Source organism: Haloferax sp. Atlit-12N (assembly GCF_003383095.1).
Lineage (GTDB): Archaea > Halobacteriota > Halobacteria > Halobacteriales > Haloferacaceae > Haloferax.
Window position 1 is genome coordinate 123,299 of record NZ_PSYW01000001.1, and the last position, 25,707, is coordinate 149,005.

Annotated in this window: 27 protein-coding genes; 12 read left to right on the top strand and 15 right to left on the bottom strand. The window is 68.5% G+C overall.

The annotated features are described in order from the left end of the window. Nucleotides 1-37: 37 nt before the first annotated feature. The gene (locus C5B90_RS00635; RefSeq protein WP_008093146.1) at nucleotides 38-259 is read right to left on the bottom strand and encodes a hypothetical protein; all 222 of its coding nucleotides are present in this window, start codon (nucleotides 257-259) and stop codon (nucleotides 38-40) included. 237 nt (nucleotides 260-496) lie between these two features. Here C5B90_RS00635 and C5B90_RS00640 point away from each other — a divergent pair, with 237 nt between their 5' ends. After that, on the top strand, nucleotides 497-685 hold the full coding sequence (locus tag C5B90_RS00640; protein WP_049913423.1) for a hypothetical protein: 189 nt from the start codon (nucleotides 497-499) through the stop codon (nucleotides 683-685). A gap of 45 nt (nucleotides 686-730) precedes the next feature. On the opposite strand, the gene C5B90_RS00645 is transcribed toward C5B90_RS00640, so the two are convergent. The 3 genes from C5B90_RS00645 to C5B90_RS00655 all read right to left on the bottom strand — a co-directional run bounded on the left by C5B90_RS00645 (nucleotide 731) and on the right by C5B90_RS00655 (nucleotide 4,773). After that, complete coding sequence (locus tag C5B90_RS00645; RefSeq protein WP_115878264.1) at nucleotides 731-3,085, bottom strand: ATP-dependent DNA helicase; 2,355 nt, start codon at nucleotides 3,083-3,085, stop codon at nucleotides 731-733. Nucleotides 3,086-3,157: 72 nt separating this feature from the next. After that, nucleotides 3,158-3,547: a winged helix-turn-helix domain-containing protein gene (locus tag C5B90_RS00650; protein ID WP_115878266.1), complete on the bottom strand. Its 390-nt coding sequence runs from the start codon at nucleotides 3,545-3,547 to the stop codon at nucleotides 3,158-3,160. 41 nt (nucleotides 3,548-3,588) lie between these two features. After that, complete coding sequence (locus tag C5B90_RS00655) at nucleotides 3,589-4,773, bottom strand: MFS transporter (RefSeq protein ID WP_115880511.1); 1,185 nt, start codon at nucleotides 4,771-4,773, stop codon at nucleotides 3,589-3,591. Nucleotides 4,774-4,862: 89 nt separating this feature from the next. Here C5B90_RS00655 and C5B90_RS00660 point away from each other — a divergent pair, with 89 nt between their 5' ends. Both C5B90_RS00660 and moaC read left to right on the top strand, forming a co-directional pair. After that, complete coding sequence (locus C5B90_RS00660) at nucleotides 4,863-6,299, top strand: NAD(P)H-hydrate dehydratase (protein WP_255566816.1); 1,437 nt, start codon at nucleotides 4,863-4,865, stop codon at nucleotides 6,297-6,299. Then, complete coding sequence (gene moaC, locus C5B90_RS00665; RefSeq protein WP_115878268.1) at nucleotides 6,296-6,823, top strand: cyclic pyranopterin monophosphate synthase MoaC; 528 nt, start codon at nucleotides 6,296-6,298, stop codon at nucleotides 6,821-6,823. The genes C5B90_RS00660 and moaC overlap by 4 nt, the downstream gene beginning before the upstream one ends. Before the next feature lie 46 nt (nucleotides 6,824-6,869). On the opposite strand, the gene hflX is transcribed toward moaC, so the two are convergent. Further along, nucleotides 6,870-8,171: a GTPase HflX gene (gene hflX, locus C5B90_RS00670; protein WP_115878270.1), complete on the bottom strand. Its 1,302-nt coding sequence runs from the start codon at nucleotides 8,169-8,171 to the stop codon at nucleotides 6,870-6,872. 240 nt (nucleotides 8,172-8,411) lie between these two features. Between hflX and C5B90_RS00675 the strand changes: the two genes are divergently transcribed. Then, complete coding sequence (locus tag C5B90_RS00675; RefSeq protein WP_115878272.1) at nucleotides 8,412-8,741, top strand: FUN14 domain-containing protein; 330 nt, start codon at nucleotides 8,412-8,414, stop codon at nucleotides 8,739-8,741. A gap of 27 nt (nucleotides 8,742-8,768) precedes the next feature. Here the strand turns inward: C5B90_RS00675 and C5B90_RS00680 are convergent, their stop codons facing one another. Then, on the bottom strand, nucleotides 8,769-9,485 hold the full coding sequence (locus C5B90_RS00680) for a ribosome assembly factor SBDS (protein WP_115878274.1): 717 nt from the start codon (nucleotides 9,483-9,485) through the stop codon (nucleotides 8,769-8,771). 125 nt (nucleotides 9,486-9,610) lie between these two features. Here C5B90_RS00680 and C5B90_RS00685 point away from each other — a divergent pair, with 125 nt between their 5' ends. Beyond that, nucleotides 9,611-9,925, top strand: a complete 315-nt coding sequence (locus tag C5B90_RS00685; RefSeq protein ID WP_115878276.1) for a NifU family protein — start codon at nucleotides 9,611-9,613, stop codon at nucleotides 9,923-9,925. Between the two features lie 126 nt (nucleotides 9,926-10,051). On the opposite strand, the gene trxA is transcribed toward C5B90_RS00685, so the two are convergent. Both trxA and C5B90_RS00695 read right to left on the bottom strand, forming a co-directional pair. Further along, a complete protein-coding gene (gene trxA / locus C5B90_RS00690) occupies nucleotides 10,052-10,387 on the bottom strand; it encodes a thioredoxin (protein ID WP_115878278.1) in 336 nt (111 codons plus the stop codon). 111 nt (nucleotides 10,388-10,498) lie between these two features. Further along, nucleotides 10,499-11,158 (bottom strand): 2,5-diamino-6-(ribosylamino)-4(3H)-pyrimidinone 5'-phosphate reductase, encoded by a 660-nt coding sequence (locus C5B90_RS00695; protein ID WP_115878280.1) that lies wholly within the window; start codon nucleotides 11,156-11,158, stop codon nucleotides 10,499-10,501. Nucleotides 11,159-11,278: 120 nt separating this feature from the next. Here C5B90_RS00695 and C5B90_RS00700 point away from each other — a divergent pair, with 120 nt between their 5' ends. After that, on the top strand, nucleotides 11,279-12,388 hold the full coding sequence (locus C5B90_RS00700) for a glycosyltransferase family 4 protein (protein WP_115880513.1): 1,110 nt from the start codon (nucleotides 11,279-11,281) through the stop codon (nucleotides 12,386-12,388). Nucleotides 12,389-12,442: 54 nt separating this feature from the next. On the opposite strand, the gene C5B90_RS00705 is transcribed toward C5B90_RS00700, so the two are convergent. Further along, nucleotides 12,443-12,820: a hypothetical protein gene (locus C5B90_RS00705; protein ID WP_058567401.1), complete on the bottom strand. Its 378-nt coding sequence runs from the start codon at nucleotides 12,818-12,820 to the stop codon at nucleotides 12,443-12,445. A gap of 100 nt (nucleotides 12,821-12,920) precedes the next feature. On the opposite strand from C5B90_RS00705, the gene C5B90_RS00710 reads away from it, so the two are divergent. The 3 genes from C5B90_RS00710 to C5B90_RS00720 are packed head-to-tail and all read left to right on the top strand — an operon-like array spanning nucleotide 12,921 to nucleotide 16,925. Continuing rightward, complete coding sequence (locus C5B90_RS00710) at nucleotides 12,921-14,204, top strand: Single-stranded DNA binding protein (protein ID WP_115878282.1); 1,284 nt, start codon at nucleotides 12,921-12,923, stop codon at nucleotides 14,202-14,204. Continuing rightward, on the top strand, nucleotides 14,201-16,138 hold the full coding sequence (locus tag C5B90_RS00715; RefSeq protein WP_115878284.1) for a rpa-associated protein: 1,938 nt from the start codon (nucleotides 14,201-14,203) through the stop codon (nucleotides 16,136-16,138). Before C5B90_RS00710 ends, C5B90_RS00715 begins: the two co-directional genes overlap by 4 nt. A 4-nt stretch (nucleotides 16,139-16,142) precedes the next feature. Further along, nucleotides 16,143-16,925: a metallophosphoesterase gene (locus tag C5B90_RS00720; RefSeq protein ID WP_115878286.1), complete on the top strand. Its 783-nt coding sequence runs from the start codon at nucleotides 16,143-16,145 to the stop codon at nucleotides 16,923-16,925. 53 nt (nucleotides 16,926-16,978) lie between these two features. On the opposite strand, the gene C5B90_RS00725 is transcribed toward C5B90_RS00720, so the two are convergent. Both C5B90_RS00725 and C5B90_RS00730 read right to left on the bottom strand, forming a co-directional pair. Then, complete coding sequence (locus C5B90_RS00725) at nucleotides 16,979-17,257, bottom strand: hypothetical protein (protein WP_115878288.1); 279 nt, start codon at nucleotides 17,255-17,257, stop codon at nucleotides 16,979-16,981. Next, complete coding sequence (locus C5B90_RS00730; protein ID WP_115878290.1) at nucleotides 17,254-17,532, bottom strand: hypothetical protein; 279 nt, start codon at nucleotides 17,530-17,532, stop codon at nucleotides 17,254-17,256. The genes C5B90_RS00725 and C5B90_RS00730 overlap by 4 nt, the downstream gene beginning before the upstream one ends. Nucleotides 17,533-17,622: 90 nt before the next feature. Here C5B90_RS00730 and C5B90_RS00735 point away from each other — a divergent pair, with 90 nt between their 5' ends. Further along, entirely contained in the window at nucleotides 17,623-20,463 is a 2,841-nt protein-coding gene (locus tag C5B90_RS00735; protein ID WP_115878292.1) for a DEAD/DEAH box helicase, read from the top strand. 24 nt (nucleotides 20,464-20,487) lie between these two features. On the opposite strand, the gene C5B90_RS00740 is transcribed toward C5B90_RS00735, so the two are convergent. Both C5B90_RS00740 and C5B90_RS00745 read right to left on the bottom strand, forming a co-directional pair. Further along, a complete protein-coding gene (locus C5B90_RS00740) occupies nucleotides 20,488-20,877 on the bottom strand; it encodes a hypothetical protein (protein WP_004043606.1) in 390 nt (129 codons plus the stop codon). Between the two features lie 91 nt (nucleotides 20,878-20,968). Continuing rightward, the gene (locus C5B90_RS00745) at nucleotides 20,969-21,370 is read right to left on the bottom strand and encodes a helix-turn-helix transcriptional regulator (RefSeq protein ID WP_115878294.1); all 402 of its coding nucleotides are present in this window, start codon (nucleotides 21,368-21,370) and stop codon (nucleotides 20,969-20,971) included. Nucleotides 21,371-21,468: 98 nt separating this feature from the next. Here C5B90_RS00745 and C5B90_RS00750 point away from each other — a divergent pair, with 98 nt between their 5' ends. Then, nucleotides 21,469-22,089: a hypothetical protein gene (locus C5B90_RS00750; protein WP_004043608.1), complete on the top strand. Its 621-nt coding sequence runs from the start codon at nucleotides 21,469-21,471 to the stop codon at nucleotides 22,087-22,089. Between the two features lie 104 nt (nucleotides 22,090-22,193). Continuing rightward, a complete protein-coding gene (locus tag C5B90_RS00755; RefSeq protein ID WP_115878296.1) occupies nucleotides 22,194-22,934 on the top strand; it encodes a bifunctional 2-polyprenyl-6-hydroxyphenol methylase/3-demethylubiquinol 3-O-methyltransferase UbiG in 741 nt (246 codons plus the stop codon). Between the two features lie 67 nt (nucleotides 22,935-23,001). Here the strand turns inward: C5B90_RS00755 and C5B90_RS00760 are convergent, their stop codons facing one another. Beyond that, nucleotides 23,002-23,319, bottom strand: a complete 318-nt coding sequence (locus tag C5B90_RS00760; RefSeq protein WP_115878298.1) for a hypothetical protein — start codon at nucleotides 23,317-23,319, stop codon at nucleotides 23,002-23,004. 101 nt (nucleotides 23,320-23,420) lie between these two features. Continuing rightward, nucleotides 23,421-25,631, bottom strand: a complete 2,211-nt coding sequence (locus C5B90_RS00765) for a CDC48 family AAA ATPase (RefSeq protein WP_115878300.1) — start codon at nucleotides 25,629-25,631, stop codon at nucleotides 23,421-23,423. Between the last annotated feature and the right edge of the window lie 76 nt (nucleotides 25,632-25,707).

The window sequence follows — 25,707 nt, forward strand, 5'->3', positions numbered from 1 at the left end:
GCGTTCTCGTCGGGTGCGCGGCGACCGCGGCGGCGACTCAGCACATCTCGTCGAGCGAGATGAACGCGTCGGCGTCGGCGGTCAGCCACGCCTCCATTCGGTCGCAGCAGCTGTCGCGCCGGGGGTAGACGGTGACCTGGTCCGGGCTCCCTCGATAGGTGACGACGACGCTATGGAGGAAGCAATCCCCGGTGGTATCCGCGCCGGTGCGGTCAGCGGTCCCTGCAACCGAATCCTGAGAGGCGGGCACTTCTGACATTCGCCGTCACCTATACACACGCGACGGTGATTACATAACCTTCACTAAGTGTGGTAGTGATTGACAATACCCGTTGGTTACAAAACGTTGCACCAAGTGGGAGTACGGAGTGATACATAGCTTCGGTTCCCCTCGCGCAGGTGTGGATTCCACAGTTCCACGGGGGTGACCGCCCTGTCGGGCGACTTCTGCCGGCGGAGACGGGTTGAAGTGCCCGGGACCGCCATCTGGCTGTCGATGGTCGATCCCACGTCCGATTTGGAAGAGAACGTAGACCCAGAAGACGCCCCGACCTGCGCGACGTGCGGGGAGCCGGTTGCGAACAACCCGACGCACCGCGTCGTCACGTGGGTCGAAGACGGCGCCGTACAGGCGCGGCACTTCTGCGACGACGACTGCCGGGACGCGTGGGACGACGAGCGGTAACCGCTTTCTGACGGTCGTTCGGCGGGAGGCGAACCTCGCGCGCGACTACTCGACCGACGACCAGAACTGGTCGAGACCGAAGCCGAGCATGTCTGGGCTGACCGGTCTGAACTCCTCGCGTTCCTGTGCCGGCAGGTAGTCGCGGACGCCGTTCCACGAGTCGCGGGCGTACCGAGCGTCCACGAAGACGCGGACGCCGACCTCGTCGGTGCCGCGGATAACGCGGCCAATGGCCTGCCGCGCCTTTCTGACCGCGGGCACCGTGAGTGCCGTCTCGAACCCGTCACCGAACTCGCGGTCGTAGGCGGTCTTCACCGCGCGGGTCCGCGGCGACGACGTGTTGATGAGTGGGACGCCGCAGACGACCGCCGCCGAGAGCTTGTCGCCGCTGTAATCGACGCCCTCGGTGAGCGTGCCGCGGAGGCTCGTCACGAGCACTTTCCCCTCGCCGCCGAAGAAGTCGCGCTTGAGTCGCTCCGTGGCCCCGTCGTCGGACGACTCGTCGAGGAGGACGGGCTTGCCCACGCGGGCTTCGAGCGCGCCCGCCATCCACTCGGCCTCTGCGTAGTTCGGCATCCCGACGAGGACGTTCCCGGGCGACCGCTCGCACACTTCGACGGCGGCGTCGGTGTACGCGAGTCTCGTCTCGTTTTCCTCGCCGGGCGGCCCGCGGTTGCTGTGGGTGAACTTCGGCACGTCGACGGCGAAACTCGCGCGGTTCGACTCGGGGAAGCCGAGGCCGAACGTCCGCTCTGCCACCGGGCGGCCGTCGTCGGCGAGGGCGTCGAGGCCGGTCACGCGCCGGAACACGTCGATGGGTTCGAGCGTCGCGCTCATGAGGACGCCGCCGCCGAAGTCGCCGAGGCGCTCGGCGATGGCTTCGCCGGGGACGCAGTTGTGGACCGACAGCCGGGCGTTGTAGGCGCGCCGCCACGACTCCGGTGGCTCCATCTCGTCCCACGTCCGTTCGAGTTCGATTTCGCGGAAGTGCTTTTCGTGGTCTGCGTAGGCCCACGTCGCCAGCGCCCGCCCCGCCGCGGGCGCGGCCCGGCGCTTGTCGTCTTCCTCCACCGAGTCGAGGATACGGGCGACCGCCGAGCCGGTCGCCTCGGCGCGGACCCACGTCCCCTCGTCGTGGCCGTTGTCGTCCGCCCACTCGGTGAGTTCGTCGACGCCGGGGTCCTCGGGGTCGCGCAGGGGGAGTTCCTCGTCGTCGAGTTCGGTGAGGTCGGCGCGCCAGCCGACGTACTCGCGGTCGAGATGGGCGGTCACGCGGCGGTCGAGTTCCTCGCGGAGGTCGCGGATGAAGTCTCGGGTCTCCTCCAGTTCGCGGAGCGTCACGTCGGCCTCCTGTAGCTCTCCGCGGACGAGTTCGGCGTCGACGGTGGACTTGCCGGCGTCGTCGAACTTCACCGGCTGGATGACCCGCGTGAACTCGCTTTCGGCGTCGCGGAGCGTCCGGTCGCCGACGCCGACGGAGACGAGGTCGCGGACGCGGGGTTCGAGCATGTGCGCCTCGTCGCAGATGACGAACGTCGAGTCGTCGACGAGCGCGCCGGTGAACGTGCCGACGGTCGTCGGGTCGAACGCGTGGTAGTAGTTGCCGACGACGACCTCGACGTGGGGCAACAGCGCGCCCATCACGGAGTGGGGACACGACCCCGCGCCAGCGGCCAGCGAGACGAGGTCCTCGGTCGCGATGAGTCCCTTGTCGTCGAAGTCGAAGGGGACGGCCTCGATTGGGTCGCCGTCTTCGGGGAGGTCCGCGAGGAAGTTCGCATAAAAGGGGCAGTACTCCACGTCCTCGTACTCCGGCATCGACTTCGGGTACGGCGTCGGGTCGCCCGCGGTTTCGAGGTAGTTCGGGCCCGCGGTGGTCGAACCGGTGTCGAGGAGGCCGGTCTGTTGCTCGCGGGCGTCCTTGGCGAGCGCCTCGGCGCTGGTCCGACCGCCGTCGCCGACGAGCCCGCGGGTCCGGTCGCGGAGGCCCTCACAGCGGTCGTAGACGGTCGAGTCGTCGATGCCGCCACAGCCCTCGCGGCTGTAGGGACACACGTCGGACTTGCCGACGAGCGTGAGCCCCGAGACGGGTTTCCAGTCGGTCGGGAGGTTCTCGTTGATGGTTCGGAGGTCGGCCTCGAACTGCCGCAACTGTTGCTTGACGCTCGTGAGGACGAAGACGCGCTCGTAGTCGGAGTCGGGGTCGCGGACGAGTTCGATGCCGGCGGTGAGCGCGAGCATCGTCTTGCCGGTCCCGCACGCGCCCTCCACGACGGCGAAGCCGTCGTCTCGGGCGGTCTGTATCGCGGTCTCGATTCCATCGGCCTGCTCCGGGTACGCCTCCGGGTGGCCGAACACCTCCTGCCAGGTCACGCTCTGTGGTCCAGTTGCGACGGCCATAGGGGTGTCGGTGACTGGCCGCGTTCCCGTACTTGAACGTTCGCGCGAACGTGAGCGTCGGGGCCGTCGGCGCTATTCGAGGAAGGAGGCGATGGCCTCGGCGAAGGCCTCGCGGTCGCCGCTGTCGCCACCGACGCAGACGACGAACGGAGCGCCCGCGGCGGCGTACACCTTCATTTCGCGCCCCTTCTCGGAGTAGCGGGTGCCGGCGACGCGGACGAGGTCGGCGTCGATGAGGTTTCCGAGGTGGTGGCGGGCGTTCTGGACGGAGGTCTCGACCCGCTTCGAGAGTTCGGTCGCCGTCGCCGGCGAGTCCTGCAGACACGACAGCAGGTCGCGGGCGGTGTCACAAGAGAGACTTCCGAGGAGTTGCTCCGTCTCGTCGTCGTCGAGCCAATGGACCCGCGGGGCGGTCTCGTCGCTCGTATCGACGGTTCCGTCGGACGGCAGCAACCCTGACATACACTCGACATTTCGGTGCGAGAAGTAAACGGTTTCGGGAGTCAGGCGCTCGACGGGTCGGTCCGGTCGACGCCCGGCAGTCGGTTCACCGCGTAGAGAACCGCGAGCGCGGCGACGAACACCGCGAGCCCTCCGGCGAGTGTTCGGAAGACCGCCTCGAAGGCGTAGTTCGCCTCGGTGAGGAAGCCGACCGCGCCGCTCCCGTTAGCCTCCAAGAGGAGCGCCGCGCCACTGAAGACGGCGTAGGCGCTCCCGCGGGCGTCGCTGGGGAGCGACGAGAGCATGAACGTGTCCAGCGCGGGAAACAGGCTGTGGATGACGTAGCCGAGTACGGCGACGACGACGGCGACGGCGACGAAGCCCTGCGCGTAGGTCAGGGCGACGAGCGCGCCGATAAAGGCGACGAGCAGGCCGAAGATGTAGGGGACGTGCGGGAGTTTGTCCGCGAGGCGACCCGACAGCGAGAACGCGGGGACGCCGGCCGCGAAGACGATAGTGAGCATCGTGCTCGCGGTGGCGGCGTCGAACGCCTTCGCCTGCGTCATGTACGACACGAGGAAGTTGAACAGGCCCTGCCAGACGAACCCCGCGGGCGCGATGAGGAGGATGCCCGTGAGGATGAGTTTCCAGTGGCCGAGCGCGGCGGAGAAGTCTCGGTCCGCGCCCGTGCCGGCCCCCGCGCTCCCGTCTCGGGAGACGGCGTAGAGGAGGAGCGTCACGAGCGCGCCGGCGGCCGCCAGCACCCAGAACGTCTCGCGCCACGAGTACGACGCGAGGATGAAGACGACCACGGGCGCGGCGACGACGGCGGCGACCTGACTGGCCGCGCCGTGGATGCCGACCATGCGGCCGACGCGCTCGGGGAACAGTTCGCCGACGAGCGGGGTCGCGGAGACGAAGTACGCGCCCGAGGCGAGGCCGAGACCGAACGCGCCGATTTGGAGCGTCAGCACCGACGTCGCGCTCGCGGTGAACGCCGCGGCGACGACGAGGAGCGTGCCCGACCCGAGGACGACCTTCGACCGCGAGACGCGCGTGAGGAGGTAGCCGACGGGGATGCGCGGGATGGCTGTCCCGAGCCAGACGAGGCTCGTCACGACGCCGATGGTCGCCGGACCGACCGAAAACTGCGTCTGGAGCGTCTCGACGAGCGGCGGGAACGCGACGCGGCCGAAGTTGACGAGGAAGACGAGTCCGCAGAGAGTTCCGAAGAGGCGGCGAGTCACTACCTCGGATTCAGTCGCCGCCGTGTCAAACGTTGCGAATCCGACCCGCGACCACATGTGTTAACGCGGCCCCGGGCCAACGGGGGCGTATGATTACGAGTCGACGCATGGCCGCGGTCGACCTGAACGCCGAGGCGCTCGGCGTGCCGCGGAAACAGCTCATGGAGTCGAGCGGGAACGCCGTCGCGCGGGCCTGCCGCGACCTCGCGGAGCCCGGCGCGTCGGTCGCAATCGTCGCCGGCCGCGGCAACAACGGCGGCGACGCGCTCGTCGCCGCGCGGTTCCTGAAGGCGTACGATGTGACCGTCCACCTGCTCGGTCGCCCGGAGACGATTTCGACCGACATCGCCCGCGAGAACTGGGACGCCCTCGTCGCGGGCGAGGCCGACCGACGGACCGTCACCGATTCGACCGCCTTCGACCTCGGCGACCCGGACCTCGTCGTGGACGCGATGCTCGGCACCGGCGTCACCGGCGCGCTCCGCGAACCCGAGGCGACGGCCGCGCGCGCCATCAACGAGTCATCCGCGACTGTCCTCGCGGTGGACGTTCCCTCCGGCGTCGACGCCGACACCGGCGACGCGGCGGGACTCACGGTCGACGCCGACCGGGTCGTCACCTTCCACGACGACAAGCCCGGTCTCGGCGACCTCGACTGCGAGGTCGTCGTCGCCGACATCGGCATCCCCGAGGCGGCCGAGTTGTTCACCGGTCCCGGCGACCTCCTCGCGCTCGACCGCGACGCCCAGAGCCACAAGGGTGACCACGGCGACGTGCTCGTCGTCGGCGGCGGCCCGTACACCGGCGCGCCCGCGCTCGCCGCGCAGTCGGCCCTCAGAGCCGGCGCGGACCTCGCCCGCGTCGCCTGCCCCGAGACCGTCGCCCGCGAGGTACAGGGCTACTCGGAGAACCTCATCGTCCGCGGCTTTTCGGGCGACCGACTCGCACCCGAACACGTCCCCGACCTCCTCGATTTCGCCGCCGACCGCGACGCGGTCGTTTTCGGTCCCGGCCTCGGCGACGCCGACGAGTCGCTCGACGCGGTCCGCGAGTTCCTCGCCGCCTACGACGGGACCGCCGTCGTCGACGCCGACGCCCTGCAGGTCGTCCCCGAGGTGGACACCGAGGCGACCCTCATCTGTACGCCCCATCAGGGCGAGTTGGCGAAGATGGGCGGCGAGACCGACGCCGACTGGGAGGCCCGACGCGACCTCGTCCGCGAGTTCGCCGCCGACCTCGGCCACACGCTCCTCGTGAAGGGCGCGTACGACGTGGTCTCCGACGGCGACGCGGTCCGCGTCAACCGAACTGGGAACCCCGGCATGACCGTCGGGGGGACCGGCGACGTACTTGCGGGCGCGACCGGCGCGCTCGCGGTCGTCCTGCCCCCGCTCGACGCGGCCGCCGTCGCGGCCTACGCGAACGGCCGCGCGGGCGACCTCGCCGCCGAGGCGTTCGGCAGCGGTCTCGTCGCCACCGACCTGCTCGAACGACTGCCCGCGGCTCTGCGAGGTGAGGAAGCATGAGCGACGAGCACGCCGGGTCGGAGTCGAACGAGTCGGCCGACGGCGACGACCGCGACCTGACCCACGTCGACGAGGAGGGCAACGTCCAGATGGTCGACGTGGGCGAAAAGCCCGACACCCGCCGTCGGGCGGTCGCCCGCGGAACCATCCACCTCAGCGCCAACACTGTTCGGGCTATCCGCGACGACGAAATCGGGAAGGGCGACGTGTTGGCGACCGCCCGAATCGGCGCGATTCAGGCCGTCAAACACACGTGGGAGACGATTCCGATGTGCCACCAGATTCCCATCACGAACGTCGACACCGAGTTCGAGGTGGCCGACGAGTCGGTCACGCTGTCCGTGACGGTCGGGACGACCGGGAAAACGGGCTGTGAGATGGAGGCGTTAGAGGGCGTGACGACCGGCCTCAACGTCGTCTGGGACATGGTGAAGGCCGCGGAGAAAGACGACGACGGCCAGTATCCGGGGACGCGTATCTCCGACGTGGAAGTCGTCACGAAACAAAAAGAGACGCTCGACTGAGCCGGATCCGGTCGCGTCTCGGTGGACCCGGCGTGTGTGACGCGAGTCAGGCCGAGTCGGCCGGCGCAGAGAGGTCGGCGGCCTTCGCCCGCGCTTTCTCGACGATTGCGGGGCGCGCCTCGAACTCGACGTGGACCTGCTCGCCCTCGTACTCCTCGGCCTCGACGTGGGCGTGGTCGTAGAGCCACGAGACGAGGCTCATCGTGTCGTCGGCCATCGGCAACAGGAGGCGCTCGTGCTTCCACGCGGGCAGTTCGTCCTCGACGCGGGCGGCCAGTTCCTCGACGTTCTCGCCGGTCAGCCCCGAGACGGCGACGGGGTTGGGCGCGAGCGCCGACAGCGCGGCGCGCTTTTCTTCGAGTTCCTCGGCCGCGACCTTGTCCACCTTGTTGAACACGGTCACGATGGGCGCTTCGTTGCGCTCGTAGAGCGTGTCGTGGCTGGTGACGAGCTTCTCGCGCATCTCCTCGATGGGCTCGGAGGCGTCCACGACGAGCAACACGAGGTCGGCCCGGTAGACCGAATCGAGCGTGGACTTGAACGACTCGACGAGCCAGTGGGGGAGGTCCGAGACGAATCCGACGGTGTCGGTGAGAAGCACGTCTCGCTTGCCCGTCTCGGCGCGGCGCGTGGTCGTCCCAAGGGTCGTGAACAGTTTGTCTTGGGACTCGGCGGTCGGGTCGAGGTCCGGGTGGAGGTCGTCGTTCTGGCCGACTTCGAGGTCGGCGGCGAGCCGCTGCATCAGCGTCGACTTCCCGGCGTTCGTGTAGCCCGCGAGGGCCACGAGGTCGAAGCCGGACTCGCGGCGCTGTTCGCGCCGGGTCTCTTCTTTGTCCGCGATGGCGTCCAGTTCGTTCTTGATGCGCGAAATCTGGGCCTTGATGTCCTGTTCGCGGCTCTCGTCGTACTCACCGAGGCCCATAAACCCGGGGCGCTCGTCGCGCTTCGCCAGCGACGCCTTCGCCTCGGCGCGGGGCAGTTCGTAGCGGAGCTCGGCGAGTTCGACCTGTAACTGCGCCTTGCGGGTGTTCGCCCGCTGGCCGAAGATTTCGAGGATGAGCGTGAAGCGGTCGATGACCTCCGCGTCGTCGGGGAGCTTCTGGGCGATGTTGTACGTCTGGTAGGGGCCCAGTCGGTTGTCGAAGACGACGGCGGCGGCGTCCTCGCGCGCGACAAGCGACGCTAACTCGCCGACTTTCCCTTCGCCGAAGTGGAACGCGGCGTCCTCTTCACGGGTCTGGGTGAGTTCGCCGACCACCTCGTAGCCCGCGGCGCGGGCGAGGTCGGAAATCTCCGTGAGGTCGGCGTCTCCGCGGTCGACGCGCTTCGCGACGACGACGCGACTCATCGCCGCACCTCGATTGTGGGGTACGTAGCCTGCACTGTGTCAGTCGGTACTAGCCGCCGGAGGCACTTAAGCCCCGCTCGGCCGGGGTCACGCGTCGAGATGGCGTCCCGTCACCTCCCGTTCCATGGCCGCGTTTGGACGCCGGGACTCTTGTAGGTTGCCCGGGCGCGACCTGACAGTTCGGTGACGGCGACAGTCTCCCCACAAATCACTTATACTGACGGGCGGGATGTTCGCCGTATGGACCTCTTGCAACTGAGCATCGACCCGCAGCAGCTCGGCATCGAGTTCGGGAGCGGGGCCGTCATCGGCGGCATCATCGGCTTCGCGGCCAAGAAAATCGCGAAGCTCATCGCCGTCATCGTCGGCCTCGAACTCGCCGTGTTCAAGTTCCTCGAATCGCGGGGCATCATCACCGTTGACTGGGAGCGCCTCACCGGCGGCCTCGTGAGCGCCACGCAGGACGCCGCGACCGGCGCGCCGCCGGACTGGATTTCGACGATTCTGTCGACCCTGTCTATCTCCGCCGGCTTCTCCGGCGGCTTCCTCGTCGGCTTCAAGAAGGGGTAGTTCGCGTTCGAGACTCGCCGACGCGCCTCAGAGGTCGTCTTCGTCCTTGACGATGCGCGTCTCGGCCGTGCCGCTCGTGATGTTGTTCACCTTGTCGTAGAAGTCGTTTTGCATCCCCGCGGGGAACGTGATGACGCCGACCCACGAGCCGTCGTTCTGCCACTCCTCGCGTTCGAGGTCGCCGTAGCTCCGAATCTGCGCCTGTCCGCTCCCGGCGTACTCGGCCGGGAGTTGGACGGCGACGGTGACTTCGGCGAACTTGATTGGCAACACGGGTCGAAGCGCGTCGAGCGCGTCGTCGACCTGCGACTCGACGGGTTCCATCGGGTCGATTTTGAAGCCGGCCTCTTCGAGCGCGCGCTCGATTCGCTCCGGCGGGTGCGGCGAGTCGTTCATCTGCGGGTTGACCGCGTTGCGGGCGATGCGGTTGATGAGCGACTTGCGTTTCTGTTCTTGCATCTCGCGGCGCTGTTCGGCCGTGATCTGAATCTCCCCTTTCTTGACGACCTCGGGGATTATCTCCATCGGGTCGGTCGTTCCGAAGACCTTCTCGAGGTCGTTCTCGGCGGGGCGGTCGCCGCGGGAGGCGTCCTCGAACACGTCTTCGGCGGCGATGACCTCTTCGAGGTCGCCGTCGAACTCACCGCGCTTTATCGAAAGCGCCGCGTCGGGGTCGATGAGCACCTCGAACCGCGCGCCGTGAGATTCCAGGCGGGCCGTGACTGCCTCGTCGAGTGAAATCATAGGTTCCGATACTCTCTCCGTGGTAAAAAGCCCTCGCCGACCGACTCCCCCGACAGCGTCTCGCGAAATTCGCCGCGACCTCGTTCGGAGCAATCGTTATGCTCGCCCGCACCCCACGTCTCGGTATGAGTTCGCAGACGTCGGAGAAGTCCCTCGAAGAACGGCTCGACCTGTTCATGCGGCGGAACTTCCCCCAAATCGAGATGCACGGCGGCGACGCGGGTATCGAGGCCATCGACGAGGAGACCGGCGAAGTGTGGATCTCCCTCACCGGCGCGTGTTCCGGATGCGGTATCTCGCCGATGACGATTCAGGCGCTGAAGGCGCGCATGGTCGCCGAGTTCGAGGAGATAGACGCGGTCCACGCCTCGACCGGCGGCTTCTACGACGACGACTCGGGCGCGGGGCTCGAACCCGACGTGTCCGACGCGCCCTTCTGAGCCGTCTTCTGACATCGCTTTTCGACCGAACTGTCCCCACGAGCGACGCCGCCGCGAGCGAACGCCGCACCGTCGCTCGCCGTGAGAGAAAAACGAAGAATCGGGCCGAGCGGAGCGGACGCCGGCTTACGCGGCGGCTTCGATGATGTCGACGAGGTCCTCTTTGCTCTGGACGCCGATGACCTCCTTGACCTGCTCGCCGCCGGCGTAGAACTGCAGGGTCGGGACGCTGCGAATCCCTTTCTCGCGGGCTAGCTCCTGGAGTTCGTCGATATCGACCTTGGCGACGACGGCGTCGGTCTCCTCGGCGATTTCCTCCACGGTGGGTTCGAGCATCTTACAGGGGCCGCACCACTCGGCGTGGTAGTCCACGAGAACGACCGCGTTGTCGGCGATGAGTTCGTCGAGCTGGTCCGTACTCTCGACGTGGACGGGTGCATCGGTTGTCTCCGGAGTGCTCATACCCCCACGTATCGGCGCGATACTCTTACCCATTGCGCCTGTTTGCGTGACGGTGCACGACCGCGAAACTCCGTATTCGCGGCAAAGACGGCCGGTTTCTGGCGACGAGGCTCAGCAGTCGTAGATCAGGAGCACCCCGTCGTCGACGCGCTCCACGTCGCGGAGCGACAGTCTGGGGAAGTCGGCGACGAAGCCCTCGCCGTCGGCGAGCGTCGGCGCGTCGCGGCCGCCGATGACCATCGAGCCGACGTAGAGGGTGAGTTCGTCGACGAGGCCGGCCTCGAACAGCGAGAAGATGAGTTCCCCACCGCCTTCGACCATGAGCCGGTCGACGCCGCGCGATTCGAGCGCATCGAAGGCGTCGGGCAGCGACACCCGCTCCGCGCCGGCGACGACGAGTTCCGCGCCGGCGGCTTCGAGCGCCTCGCGGCGGTCGGCCGGCGCGGCCTCGGAGACGAGCACGTAGGTCGTCGCTACGTCGTCCAGAATCCGGGCGTCGGTCGGGGTCCGAGCGCGCGAGTCGGCGACGACGCGGGCGGGGTGCGACGGGTCGCCCCGGTCCTCGCGAGCGGCGACGAGGTCCGGGGCGTCGAGCGTGAGGTGCGGGTCGTCGGCGAGGACGGTTCCGACGCCGACGGCGACAGCGTCGGCGGCCGCGCGAACCTCGTCCACGCGGGCGAAGTCGTCGTCGCCGCTTATCTTCACCTGCTCGCGGCGGCGAGACGAGAGCTTGCCGTCGAGGCTCGCGGCGGCGTTGACGTGGACGTGCATACTCGCGGGTCGTCGCCGCGGCGAAAACGCCTTTCGGTGGGGTGCGGTCGGAGTATTGCCGGACAGGAATTAAATAGGCCTCTGTGGTACATTGTGTCATCTATGACTGCCAAGGTCCTGATGCTGGGGTGGGGGTTTCCGCCGAACGTCAGCGGCGGGCTCGACACGCACGTCGGCGAGATGTTCGAGCGACTCGAGGAGCGGGAGGACGTTGACATCGAACTCGTGCTTCCCGCCGAGTACGCGCCGGACCGCGAGGGAATCGTCGGGGTCCCGACGGGCGAGGGCGACATCATCACCCGAATCGGTCGGCTGGGACAGACGTTCGCCGAGCGCGCCGCCGACGCCGACATCGTCCACACGCACGACTGGTTCGGCTACGGGCCGGGGTCGCGCGCGAAATCGAACAACGAGGACGTGGAGTGGGTGACCACGTTCCACTCGCTCTCGTCGGACCGCAACATCGACCCACCGCAGCGCGAGGTCGAGACCGAGCGCCGCATCGCCGAGCGCTGTGACCACCTGCTCGCGGTGAGCGAACTCCTCGCCGACAAGGTCAAACGGGAGTACGGCGGCGACTGCCACGTCATCTACAACGGCTTTTCCGAGTGCGAGACGACGGGTCGCGACCTCAAGGAGGAACTCGGCATCGACGGGAAGATGCTGTTTTTCGTCGGCCGCCACACCGACCAGAAGGGCATCTCGCACCTCGTCTACGCGATGGAGAAACTCGCCCGCGACGACGTGACGCTCGTCATGGGTGGGTCGGGCCACCTCACCGCCCAGCTCAAGCGATTCGCCGAACTGCTCGGCGTCGAAGACCGCATCAAGTGGGCCGGCTACGTCCCCGAGGAGGCGCTCGGCGACTACTACGCCTCGGCGGACCTGTTCGTCTCGCCGTCGCTGTCCGAGCCGTTCGGCATCACCATCGTCGAGGCGCTCTCGACGGGCACCCGCGTCGTCGCCACCGAGAGCGGCGCGGCGGAGGTCCTCCCCGACGACTGCGTCATCGAGGTCGAACCCGACTCGCGCTCCATCGCCGACGGCATCGAGTACGGCCTCTCGCTGGAGGGAGAACCGGAGTACGAGCCGTACACGTGGGACCGGGTCGTCGACGAGACGGTGGACTACTACCACAGCATCCTCGACGGAGACGCCGACGTTTCCGCCGGTCCCGAGAACGAAGTCGAAGCCGGGGACGCGGACGCCGCCGAGTCGGACGCGAACTGAGCGGTCCAACTCAGCGATAGAATTCGGCGGTCGGCAATCGCGGGCGGCCCGCGCTCAGCGGAGAAGGCGCACGTCGGTCACCGGCTCGGGGTGGCGAATCCGGTAGCCGCCGCGGGTCGGCACCATCCCTTCTCGCGGCATCGTGCCGCGGGCGGACTGGTACGGCGAGTCGTCGGTCTGGACCGACTGGTACGGCGAGTCGTACGCCGACTGGTAGGGGCTGTCCGACGACTGATACGCGCTGTCGGCCGCCGCCTCGGCGTCGAAGCCCTCCGGCGGCAGGTAGATTCGCTCGCCGGACGCGGAGCGGACGACGACCGCGGTGTCCTTGTCGCCCTCCATCACGATGGTCGTCCAGCCGTCCTCGATAGTCACGGAGAAGGAGACCTCCTCGTCGGCGTCGCCGGCGTCCGGGGCCTCGTCGTTCGACATACGAGTCCAACTGGCACGCGAATACTTAGTGATTCGCCCGCCGGCCGCCGCCCGCCAGCCCGGCAACACTTTTTATCCGACGGGGGCGAATCCCGACTCGATGGAACTCGACCAGCATGCCGAGGAGCTTGCCTCCGCCCTCGGTGTCGACAAAGAGGAGGTCAAATCCGACCTGCAGAACCTGCTGCAGTACAGCGTCCCGATCGACGAGGCGAAACAGAGCGTCCGCCGCAAACACGGCGGCGGAAGCTCCGGCGGGAGCGACGGCGCGCCCTCGACGAAGCGAATCGCCGACATCGACCCCGACGGCGGCAACGTCTCCGTAACGGTCCGCGTGCTCACCGTTGGCACCCGTTCTATCGTCTATCAGGGCGACGAACAGACCATCCGCGAGGGAGAACTCGCCGACGAGTCCGGCGTCATCTCCTACACCGCGTGGCAGGACTTCGGCTTCGAGCCGGGCGACTCCGTCGTCATCGGCAACGCCGGTGTCCGCGAGTGGGACGGCAAGCCCGAACTGAACATCGGCGCGTCCTCGACGGTCGGCGTGGAGTCCGAGACGGTCGAGACGCCCTACGACGACCGCATCGGCGGCGAGGCCGACCTCATCGACCTGCAAGCCGGCGACCGCGGCCGAACCGTCGAGGTCCGCGTCCTCGAAGTCGACTCGCGCACCATCGACGGCCGCAACGGCGAGACGACAATCCTCTCGGGCGTCGTCGCCGACGAGTCCGGGCGGCTCCCCTTCACCGACTGGGCCCCCCGCCCCGACGTGAAAGAAGGCGCGAGCCTGCGTCTCTCGGACGTGTACGTCCGGGAGTTCCGCGGCGTGCCGCAGGTGAACCTCTCGGAGTTCACGATGCTCGAGGTCCTCGACGACCCCGTCGCCGTGACCGACTCCGCGCCGCGCCTGAAAATCGGCGAGGCCGTCGACGCCGGCGGGATGTTCGACGTGGAAGTGCTCGGGAACGTCCTCGAAGTGCGCGACGGCTCCGGGCTCATCGAACGCTGTCCCAAATGCAGTCGCGTCGTCCAGAACGGCCAGTGCCGACAGCACGGCGAGGTCGACGGCGAGGACGACATGCGCGTGAAGGCGATTCTCGACGACGGCACCGGCACGGTGACCGCCATCCTCGACCGCGACCTCACCGAGGAAATCTACGGCGGGACGATGGCCGACGCGATGGAGGCCGCCCGCGAGGCGATGGACAAAGAGGTCGTCGCCGACGACATCGCCGACACGCTCGTCGGCCGCGAGTACCGCGTCCGCGGGAACCTCTCGGTGGACGAGTACGGCGCGAACCTCGAAGCCGACGAGTTCGAGGAGACCGACGACGACCCGGCCGAACGTGCGGCCGCCCTCCTCACGGAGGTGCGCGCATGAGCGCCTCGCCGGTCGTCGGCACGCGGGAAATCGCCTACCGCGTCTTCGCCGCCGAGTTCGACGACGCCTCGCTGTCGTACTCCGAGAGCGACGAGGAGCGCGCGCCGAACTACGTGGTCACGCCCACCGGGGCGCGGCTCAACCGGACGTTCGTCGCGGGCGTGCTCACCGAGGTCGAACACGTCAACGACGAGGTGCTCCGCGGGCGCATCGCGGACCCGACGGGGGCGTTCGTCACCTACGCCGGGCAGTACCAGCCGGAGCCGATGGCCTACCTCGACGCGGCGACGCCCCCGGCGTTCGTCTCGCTCGCGGGCAAGGCCCGGACGTACGAACCGGACGACGCCGACGTGGTCTACACGTCGGTCCGCCCCGAGAGCGTCAACACCGTCGACGCCGACGTGCGCGACCGCTGGATCGTCTCGGCCGCCGAGGCGACACTCCGCCGCATCGCGGTGTTCGACGAGGCGCTGTCGATGTCTTACCGCGGCGACGACCTGACCCGCGCGCTCGAAGCCCGCGGCGTGGACTCGACGCTCGCGGCGGGCGTCCCCCGCGCTATCGACCACTACGGGACGACCCGAACCTACCTCGAAGCCCTGCGCGAAGTCGCCGTGCAGGCGCTCGAACTCGTCGCGGGCGACCGCGACCAAGTGGACCCCCTCGAAGTCGCCCCCGGCGACGGCGGCGACGCGGTCCTCGGCCCGCTCCCGGAAATCGACCTCGAACCGGCCGAGAGCGTCGATATCGAGGTCGGAGAAGCGGATGCTGACGACGGGGACGAACTCGGCGAACCGGAGGCGGACGCCGGCGAGGCGGAAGTCGAATCGGACGAGTTCGAGACCGAATCCGATTCCGAGTCGGTCGCAACGCCCGACTCGGAGCCGGAAGTCGACGACGGGACCGAGTCAGAACCTGCATCTGAGCCGGCGTCCGCATCCGAGTCCGAGCCCGAGCCCGAGCCCGAGCCGGTCGCCGCCGAGACGACGGCCGCGACCGAGAGCCAGCCGGAGGCGTCCGAGCCGGAACCGGAGACTGAGCCGTCCACGACGGTCGACGCCGAATCCGAACCCGTGGCGGAATCTGAGCCTGACGCAGAGCCGGAACCCGCCGCGGAACCCGACCTCACCTCCGAACCCGAACCGGCGTCCGACTCGCTCGACGTCGATTCGGAGCCCGACTTCGACACCGGGACGGACGACGGCGCGCTCGGTGACTTCGAAGACGACGCCGCCGACGCGGATACGGCCGACACCGGTTCGCTCGACGAATCGGGAAGCGGAACCCTCGGCGACTTCGAGGACGGCTTCGACGACCCCGAACCGGAGGCGGACGCGTCGGCTGCGGCGGCCGACGAGTCGTCAACTGACGCGGCGACCGACTCCGCGTCCACCGACGCCGACGACTCGGTCGACCCTGACGGGATGTACGAGCTCGACGAGGACGAGCGGGCCGAAATCGAGTCCGAGTTCGGCACGGAGTTCACCTCCGGCGCGGACGTCAACCCAGCCGGCGAGGCGGACATCGACGTGCCCGACGCCGACGACCTCACCGAACAACTCGAAGACGAACCCGCCGACGCCGAACCGGAACCGGAATCGGAGCCCGCTGCCGACGCCGAACCAGCGGTCGAATCCGAGCCTGAACCCGAACCCGAACCGACGCCCGACGCGGCATCGGCCGGCGACGAAGACGAGACCGAGGCCGACGCCGACGACACCGATGAGTCCGCCGAAGACATCGACCTCGAATCGGTCGTCGTGGACGCCATGGACGACCTCGACGGGGGCGACGGCGCGACCCGCGACGAGGTCGTCGCGGCCGTCGTCGACGAATACGGCGCGGACCCCGGCGCGGTCGAAGACGCCATCCAAGAGGCGCTCCTCGGCGGTCGGTGCTACGAGCCGCAGGACGGCGTGCTGAAGGCCATCTGAGGCCGTGCCCGGACCGCTCGTCGAACCGATTCCCGGCCATCCCGCCGCGGTAGCGCGGACGAGCAGACACGGGTTTCCCGAGCGCTCGCTCGTCGTCGCCGACTACCACGCCGGCATCGAGGCCGGTCTGCGGTACGAACGCGGGGTGGAACTCCCGTCGAAGGCCGCGGTCCGCCGCGAGCGCCTGCTGTCACTTCTCGACCGGACCGACGCCGACCGACTGGTCGTCCTCGGCGACCTCGGCCACCGCATCGGCGACCCAAAAGGCGACGAGGCCGAGGAGCTGACTGACCTCGTGGAGGCCGTGGCCGACCGCGCCGAACTGACGGTCGTCCCCGGCAACCACGACGGCGGCCTCGCGGACTTCTTCGGCGACGACGTGGAGGTGACCGACCCCGCGGGCGTCCGCCTCGGAGACGTGGGATTCTGCCACGGACACACGTGGCCCTCGCGGGAGGTGCTCGCCGCCGACGTGGTCTGTTCGGCCCACGAACACCCGGCGGTCAGGCTGGAAGACGAGGTCGGCGGCGCGCGGAAAGAGCGCGTCTGGCTCCGCGGCACCCTCGCTCCCGAGGTGTTCGCGGAGCACTACGAGGTCGACCCCGACGAAATCGCGCGAGACGACGCCGAACTCGTGGTGTTTCCGGCCTTCAACGACACCTCGGGCGGGACGTGGGTCAACGTCCCCGGGCAGGGCTTCCTCTCGCCGTTCCTGCCCGACGGCCTCGCGGACGGCGAGGCCTACCTGCTCGACGGCACGCGGTTGGGCGACTACCGGAACGTCTGAGCGGCCGAAGTCGTCGCGGTCGTCAACCGCGCCTTCCCGTTTTTCCGACTCGCCTACGCGAAGACGAACGTGAGAGCTCCGAGCACGAACACGGAGACACCCGTCACGCGGGCGAGTCGCTGCCAGCCGGTCCACTCGCGGAAGAACTCCGGCACGCCCTGTTCTCGCTCTCGAACGGCGTAGGCGACGAACCAGAGCGTCGAGAGCACCAGCACCGCGGCGAAGACGAGTTGCCACGCCGCGAGGTCGCCCCGCTGATTGCCGAGGACCATAAGCAGATTACCGCCGGTGAAGCCGGCCTGCGACAGCCAGAACGACCGTTCGGGCGTCACGTCACCACCGAGTACAGTTGGAGGGCGACGCCGAACGTGTAGAGCGCCGCGCCAACGACGACGAGATAGACGAGCGGGCCCCAGTCTGACGGGACTTGGGCGCGTTCGGGGTCGCGGAGGGCGACGACCGACGCGTAGCCGACTGCGAGCACGCCCGCGGCCGCCGCCGCGGTGTTGATACCCACGCCTCCCGCCGAAACGTCGAGCGCGACGTCGATGGCGGCACAGAGCCCGAAGACGACGAACGCGGACCAGTAGACTCGTTTCGGGGACACGCCCGAAATTGATTCGTGTGCGACATGAAACTCCCGGTCGGGACCGCCCCGAGCGGTGCGCTTAATCGCCTCGAACCGTAACCTCGGTCGATGCCAGACGGCGAGGCCGCCGCCGGAATGGACGCCTTCGCGACGCTCTCGTCGCCCGTTCGAAACGCGCTCTCGGAGCGCGGCTTCACGACGCCCACCGAGCCACAGCGTCGGGCGATTCCCCCGCTTTCCGACGGGAAACACGGCCTCATCATCGCGCCCACGGGCACCGGAAAGACGGAGACGGCGATGCTGCCGGTCTTTTCGGCCATCGCCGACGCCGAGGACCGGTTCGGGATTTCGGCGCTCTACATCACCCCGCTTCGGGCGCTGAACCGCGACATGCGCCAGCGACTCGACTGGTGGGGCGAACAGCTCGACATCGACATCGACGTTCGCCACGGCGACACCACCCAGTACCAGCGCCAGAAGCAGGCGAACGACCCGCCGGACGTGCTGGTGACGACGCCCGAGACGCTGCAGGCGATGCTCACGGGGAAGAAACTCAGGACGGCACTGTCGGACGTGCACCACGTCGTCGTCGACGAGGTCCACGAACTCGCGTCGGCCAAGCGCGGCGCGCAGTTGACAATCGGACTGGAGCGCCTCCGCGAGTTGGCCGGGTCGTTCCAGCGAATCGGCCTCTCGGCGACGGTCGGGTCGCCCGAGGAGGTCGGGAAGTTCCTGACCGGCGACCGCCCGTTCGAGGTCATCGAAGTCGACGTGGACAACCGCGTCGAGTTCGAGGTGGTCCGCCCCGAGGTGACGAACGAGGACGAGGCGCTGGCCGGCAAACTCGCCACCGACCCCGAGATAGCGAGTCACGTCCGGACGATTCGAGACATCGTCCGCGACCACGAGTCGGTGCTCGTCTTCGTCAACACCAGACAGACCGCGGAGGCGCTCGGCTCGCGGTTCAAAGCGCTCGGCGACCCCATCGAGGTCCACCACGGCTCGCTGTCGAAAGACGTGCGAATCGACGTGGAAGACCGCTTCAAGGCCGGCGAGTTGGACGCGCTCATCTGCACGTCGTCGATGGAACTCGGCATCGACGTGGGGCGGGTGGACCACGTCGTCCAGTACAACAGCCCCCGCGAGGTGTCGCGGCTCCTCCAGCGGGTCGGTCGCGCGGGCCACCGCTTGGGCGTCGTCTCCCGGGGGACCGTCGTCACCGACCACCCCGACGACACGCTCGAAGCGCTCGCCATCGCCCGGCGGGCCGTCTCTGGCGAGGTCGAACCCGCCCGCGTCCACCACGGGAGTCTCGACACCATCGCCAACCAAATCGTCGGCGTCGTCATGGACTACGGCGACGTGTCGGCCCGCCGCGCCTACGAGATTATCACGCGGGCGTACCCCTTCCGCGACCTCGACGAAGACGACTTCCGCGCCGTCGTCCGCGAACTGTCGGGGAACCACCTCCTCTGGCTCGACGAGGACAAGGACCTCCTCGAGAAGTCCGGCGGCACGTGGCAGTACTTCTACGCCAACCTCTCGATGATACCCGACGAGGAGACCTACGACGTCCACGACATCTCCTCGCGCCGGCAGATCGGGACGCTCGACGAGAAGTTCGTCCTCAACTTCGCCGCGCCGGGCGCGACGTTCATCCAGCGCGGCGAGATGTGGCGCGTCAACGACGTGGACGACGAGGAGGCGCGGGTGAACGTCTCGCCCATCGAGGACCCCGGCGGCGAGGTGCCGTCGTGGGTCGGCTCGGAGATTCCGGTGCCCGCGCCGGTCGCCGGCGAGGTGGGCGAACTCCGCGACGTGGCCGCGCCGCAGTTCGAGTCCGGGGCCGACCGCGAGGCCGTCGCCCGCGACATCGCCATGCGCTATCCGACCGACGAGGCCACGGTTCGGTCGGCGCTCGGCCCCATCGAAAGACAGGTCGAGGCCGACGCGCCGATTCCGACCGCGAACAGGCTCGTCCTCGAAGGCTCGCCCCGGAAGGTGACGCTGAACTCGCCGTACGGCCACCGGGTGAACGAGACGCTCGGGCGACTCCTGTCGGCGCTCATCGGCCAGCGGACCGGTTCCTCGGTCGGCATGGAGGTCGACCCTTACCGCATCGAGTTCGACGTGCCGGGGAAGGTCCGCCCGACGACGTTCGCCGAGGTGCTCCGCGAGACCGACCCCGACCACGTCGAGGCGCTGCTCGAACTCGCGCTCAAGCGGTCGGACTCGCTGAAGTTCACGCTCGCGCAGGTGGCCGCGAAGTTCGGCGCGCTCAAGCGCTATCAGGGGAAGGGCCGCTTCGGCGGCGACCGCCTCCTCGCCGCGCTGGAGGACACGCCCGTCTACGACGAGGCCGTCCGCGAGGTGTTCCACACCGACCTCGCCGTCGAGGAGACGGTCGAACTGCTCCGGCGCGTCCGCGACGGCGACGTGGAACTCGCCGTCGCCCGCGAACCGACCGCCATCGGCACCGGCGGCCGCGGGTCGGGAACCGACCTGCTCGTCCCCGAGAACGCCGACGCGAGCGTCATCGAGACGGTCCGCGACCGGATTCAGAACGACCGCGTGCTGTTGGCGTGTCTCCACTGCAAGGACTGGACTCGGAAGACGAAGGTCAAGCGCGTCCGCGAGCCCGTGACGTGCCCCGAGTGCGGCGCGACCCGCGTCGCCGCGCTCAACCCGTGGGACGACGAGACGGTGAAAGCGGTCCGCGCACCGGAGAAAGACGACGAACAGGAGCGACTGACGAAGCGAGCCTACCGCTCGGCGAGTCTGGTGCAGGCCCACGGCAAGCGGGCGGTCGTCGCGCTCGCGGCCCGCGGCGTCGGCCCGCACAACGCCGCGCGCATCATCAACAAGCTCCGCGAGGACGAAGACGACTTCTACCGCGACATCCTCGAACGGGAGCGCGAGTACGCCCGGACGCAGTCGTTCTGGGACTGACGGGGCCGACTCCGGGTTCGACGCTTACTCCTCGATGGCCCACTCGTCGAGAATCTCGGTCGTCGCGGCCGCCAGCGCCTCGAAGTCCTGCATCGAGATGCCGTCGGTCGTGACGAAGACGCCGAAGTCCTCGACGGTGATGCGGACGAGGTAGCCGTTTTCGAACACGCGAATCGTGTACTCGTAGTCGCCGAGTTCGGACCCGCGGTAGGCGTCCTGTGTCATCTTGAAGTCGTGCCACTCGTTGCCGATAAAGGAGTTCAGGTCGGCCTCCTGTTCGAGGTCCTCGCGGAGGTACACCTGCACGTAGTCGAAGCGGTTGAAGTACGTGAGCGAGCGGAGGCTGTCGCCGACGGCCGTGCGGCAGACGGTGACGAGCTTTTCCTCTGCTTCCTCGGGGAGGAGATTGGACATCGCTTCAGCCTGTGCGAGCGAGTGCCAAATAGGCGGCGGCTTCGGCAGTAGACGGGTGCGGGCTGAGACGCGGCGGTCGCCCGCGACGCTGCTACTCGAACGCGTAGGCGTCCCGATAGTCGCGCTCGCGCCGGATGAGCTCCTCGACGCCGTGTTCGAGGATGTCGGAGCCGAGCGACGTGGCGCGGTAGTACGAAAACAGCCCCTCGTCGTCGGCCTGCGCCCGTTTTCGCTTTTCGACCAACCCGGCGTCGACGAGTTTACTGAGGTGGTAGTGAAGCGTATTCGCCTGCACGTCGAGCGCCTCGGCCAGCGCTTTCGGGCTCCGCTCGCCGAAGTGGACCAGTCGGTACAGCAGGGTAAACCGCGTCCGGTCGCCGAGTGCGGCCTGCATGTCGAGGTACTCGTCCAGCGTGAGGACGCTCGTCGGTGGCAGCAACTCGGCGGGGTCCTCGGGGAGGCCGTCCGAATCGACCGGGTCGTTCGTCGCCATCTCGGTTCGCTAGATGGAGCGTATCGATTTAACAGTTCTTGAGTCGAACTTCACTGAAAAATCCGGATTTTATATACTACCGTGCGGTACGTGTGTCCATGACGGACGCCATCTCGCGCGACGAGATACGGGCGGCGCTCGGACGGACGACCTACGACCGGTTTCTGGTCTACGTGATGGGTCCGTACAAGTCGTTCAACCTCAACTACGTCCTCTCGGAGGAGGAACTCGCCGCCATCGACATCGACGACCTCCCGGGCCCGATTCGAAAACTGTTCGCCGCGCGGGACGAGGTGGACGACGCGCTCGCGCTCCTCCGGCGGGTGCAAGGAACGCTTCGCGCCGACCCGGGCGTCAACGCTTTTCTCGCCGTCGACGTGGACCTCAGCACCGACGAGGTGGACGCCGCGACGCAGTCGCTCGCGTTCGCCGCAGCGAGCAACGCCACGGTGTTCGTGCTGCCGTTTCTCGGCCACAACTTCGGCGTCGGCGAGGAGGCGGGGTCGATACTCGAACGGCTCTCCGAGACGCACGGCGATAGAATCGTCTTCGTCCACGAAGCGACGGTCACGAGCGAGATGATTCGCGCGGCGCGCGCCCGCTGGGACCTCCGCGTCGAGACCTACGACACCGAAGCGGAACTCCACAAGCGCATCCGCCTGTTCGTCGCGGACGTGATGAACCGCGAGCTACACGGGGACTTGGACCGGCTGGACTGACGTTCCTCGCCCTCGTCCTCTCCCTCTCGCCTCCTCTGGCCTTGTTGATTGATACTTCATAGCACATTAAATATAATTTACACGAGGGCGACGAACGACTCGTCATGCCCGACGACGCCCTCGGACTGGCGATGTTGGACCGGGTTCGCGGCTGTCTGCGCGCTCCGTGCGTCTACCGCGCCGGCGACGACGCCCGTGGTACTGCCGGCGACGCGCACGTCTACGAGAACTATCTCGTCCCGTCCGAGCGGTGGCCCGCCGCGAAGCGGGAGTTCGTCGACTCGCTTCGGACGCCCGTCCTCGACGTGGGGTGCGGCGCGGGTCAGCACGCCCTCGCCGTGCAGGCGCGCGGCGAGGTCGTCGCCTTCGACGTGAGCCCGAACGCGGTTCGCGCGGCCCGCGAGCGCGGCGTCGAGACGGCGGTCGTCGGCGACATGTTCGACCCACCGGTCGAGGCGAGCCGAGCGGGTTCGTCGGCAGGAGGGTTCGAGACGGTCCTCGCCAACGGGACGCAGGTCGGACTCGCGGGCTCGCTGGACCGACTCGCCGACCTGCTCGCGTCGTTTGCCGATCTCACCTCGCCGTCCGGCGGGGTCGTCGTGGACTCCTACGACCCGACGCGCACCGACCCCGAGCGCTTCTTCGGCTACCGGTCGGACCCGCGGGAGGGGGTCGCTCGGCGGACGTTCCGCGTCGAATACGGCGACCTGCGCGGCCCGACGCTCGACTTCGTTCTCGTCTCGCCCGCTCGACTCCGGGCGGTCGCGGCCGAGGCGGGCCTCGACGTGCGCGAGGTGACTGTCCCGAACGCCGATTCGAGCTACTACCGAGCGCGACTGGCCTAAGCCGGGTCGGTCGCGGCGGCACTTCGGGAGCGGGGCCGTCGCCGGCCGTCTCGATGACGCGTTACGGCTACTCCCAGCGGTTGGTCGCTTCGTTGCGCCGCGGGAGGAACGGAAGCAAGAGCGCGACGGCGAAGACGATGCCCGCGATGGCGAGGTACTCGGGCGACCCGAAGACGAGCGTGACGAGCGAGAACACCGAAGCCTCGCCGTCGGCGACGACCGAGACCGCGTTCGGGTCGTTGTTCAGCAACACGAGAAACATGAATATCGCCTCGGCGAACGCGACCCGGAGGCCGGCCTTCGTCACCCACCACGTCGCGGAGAGCGGGCCGCCGGTCAACGCGTCCCACTCTCGTCGGACCTTCCGACGCCACGCCGCGTTCACGACACACCTCTGTTGCGAGTGAACATAGCACACAGTACGCGGCGAAACGAGATAATCTCGCAGGCGGTGTGGGGCCGCGGCTTCTCCGGTGGTGCCGCCCGTCAGACCTGCGTCGGCGAGACCGATTCCAGCGCCGCGTCGAAGTGCGCGCGAGTGATGCGAACCTCGTCGGCGTGCTCGTTCGCCTCGGTGCCATCGTAGGCGTCGGCCACGTCCTGAATCGCCCGGAGCGCGGCCTCGCGGCAGACCGCGGCCACGTCGGCCCCGGTGTAGCCGTCCATGTGTGCGGCCACGTCGCCGAGGTCCACGTCGGTTCCGAGCGGCTTGTTTCGGACGTGCACGTCGAGGATGGCGCGGCGCGCCTCGATGTCCGGTGCGGGAACTTCGACGTGGGTCTCCAGCCGACCGGGGCGGAGGAGCGCGGGGTCGAGCGCGTCCCGTCGGTTCGTCGCCGCGAGGACGACGAGGTTCGGGTTGTCGGCGGCGTTGTCCATCTCCGTCAGGAGTTGCGAGACGACGCGTTCGGTGACGCCCGAGTCCGACCCGGCGCTGTCGCGGTCGGTGGCGATGGCGTCTATCTCGTCGAAGAAGACGATGCTCGGGGCGGCCTGTCGGGCGCGGTCGAACACCTCGCGGACGGACTTCTCGGACTCGCCGACGTAGCGGTCCAGCAGTTCGGGGCCGGCGACGTGGATGAAGTTGACGCCGCTTTCGGCCGCGATGGCGCGAGCGAGCATCGTCTTGCCGGTGCCCGGCGGGCCGTGGAGGAGCACGCCGGTCGGCGGGTCGGTCGAGGCCGCCTCGAACAGCGGCGCGTAGGTCAGCGGCCACGTCACCGCGCGTTCGAGCGTCCGCTTCACGTCGTCGAGGCCGCCGACGCCCTCGAAGCCCTCGGTCGGCTGTTCGGCGACGTACTCGCGCATCGCCGAGGGTTCGACCGTCGCCATCGCCGACTCGAAGTCGGCGCGCGTGACGGTCATGTCCGCGACGGCGACGCTCCCGTCTCCGCCCTCGCTTCCGCTTCCACTTCCGCCCTCGCGGCGGACGCGCCGGAGCGCGGTCATTGCGGCCTCCTTGGCCAGCGATTCGAGGTCGGCACCGACGAAGCCGTGGGTTCGGGAGGCAAGCCGGTCGATGTCCACACCCTCGGCGAGGGGCATCCGCCGGGTGTGCACGTCGAGAATCTCGCGGCGGCCCGCCTCGTTCGGGACGCCGATTTCGATTTCGCGGTCGAAGCGGCCGCCGCGGCGGAGCGCCGGGTCGAGGCTGTCGACGCGGTTGGTCGCGCCGATGACGACCACGTCGCCGCGGGCGTCGAGTCCGTCCATGAGCGACAGCAGTTGACCGACGACGCGGTTTTCGAGGTCGCCGCCGTCGTCGCGCTTCGACGCGATGGAGTCGATTTCGTCGAAGAAGATGATGGCCGGCGCGTTCTCGCGGGCCGACTGGAACACCTCGCGCAGTTTCTCCTCGGACTCGCCTTTGTACTTCGACAGCACCTCCGGCCCCGAAATCGTGGTGAAACTCGCGTCGACCTCGTTGGCGACGGCCTTCGCGATGAGGGTCTTCCCCGTGCCCGGCGGGCCGTGGAGGAGCACGCCCTTCGGCGGTTCGATGCCGAGGTGGGCGAACACCTCGGGTTCGGACAGCGGGAGCTCTATCATCTCGCGGACGAGGTCGAGTTCGTCGTCGAGGCCGCCGATGTCCTCGTAGGTGACGCCCGTCGCCCGGCCGTGGCTCGCGCCGTCGCCGTCGTCGCCGGTCATGCTCTTGACGGCGTCGCGGACGGTCTCGCTCGCACCCTTCGAACTGTTCGCCGTCACGGAGACGGCCGTCGCGTCAGTGACGCGGACGACACCCTCCGGTTTGGTGTTGCTGACGACGAGGGCGGCTCCACCGAGTCGCTCGACGCGGACGCGGTCGCCCTCGCGGAGCGGGCGGTTCCGAAGTTCCGCCTTCACGACCTCCTCGATTGTCTCGCGGTCCACGCTGGTCCGCTCGAAGGCGCTGGGGCCGGCGAGCGTCACCGACCGTGCGTCCTCGACGGCTATCTTCCTGACGCGGACGCTGTCGCCGATTTTCACGCCGGCGTTGGCCCGCGTGTCGGCGTCGACGAGCATCTCTCCTGCTTTCGCGCCGGGGCGGGCGGGCCACATCTTGGCGACCGTCTCTCGGGACCCCTCGATGACGACCGTCTCGCCGCTGAGTACGCCGAGTTCCCGGCGGGCGACCTCGGGGAGGCGGGCGATGCCGCGGCCCGCGTCGCGTTTCTCCGCGGCGCGGACGACGAGCGTCACCCCATCTTCAGACATACCCTCCGGTTCGGTCGCTCGACCCTTGAGGGTTCGCCCGGAGTAACCGTTTTCCGGGACGGCGCGGTAACAGTAC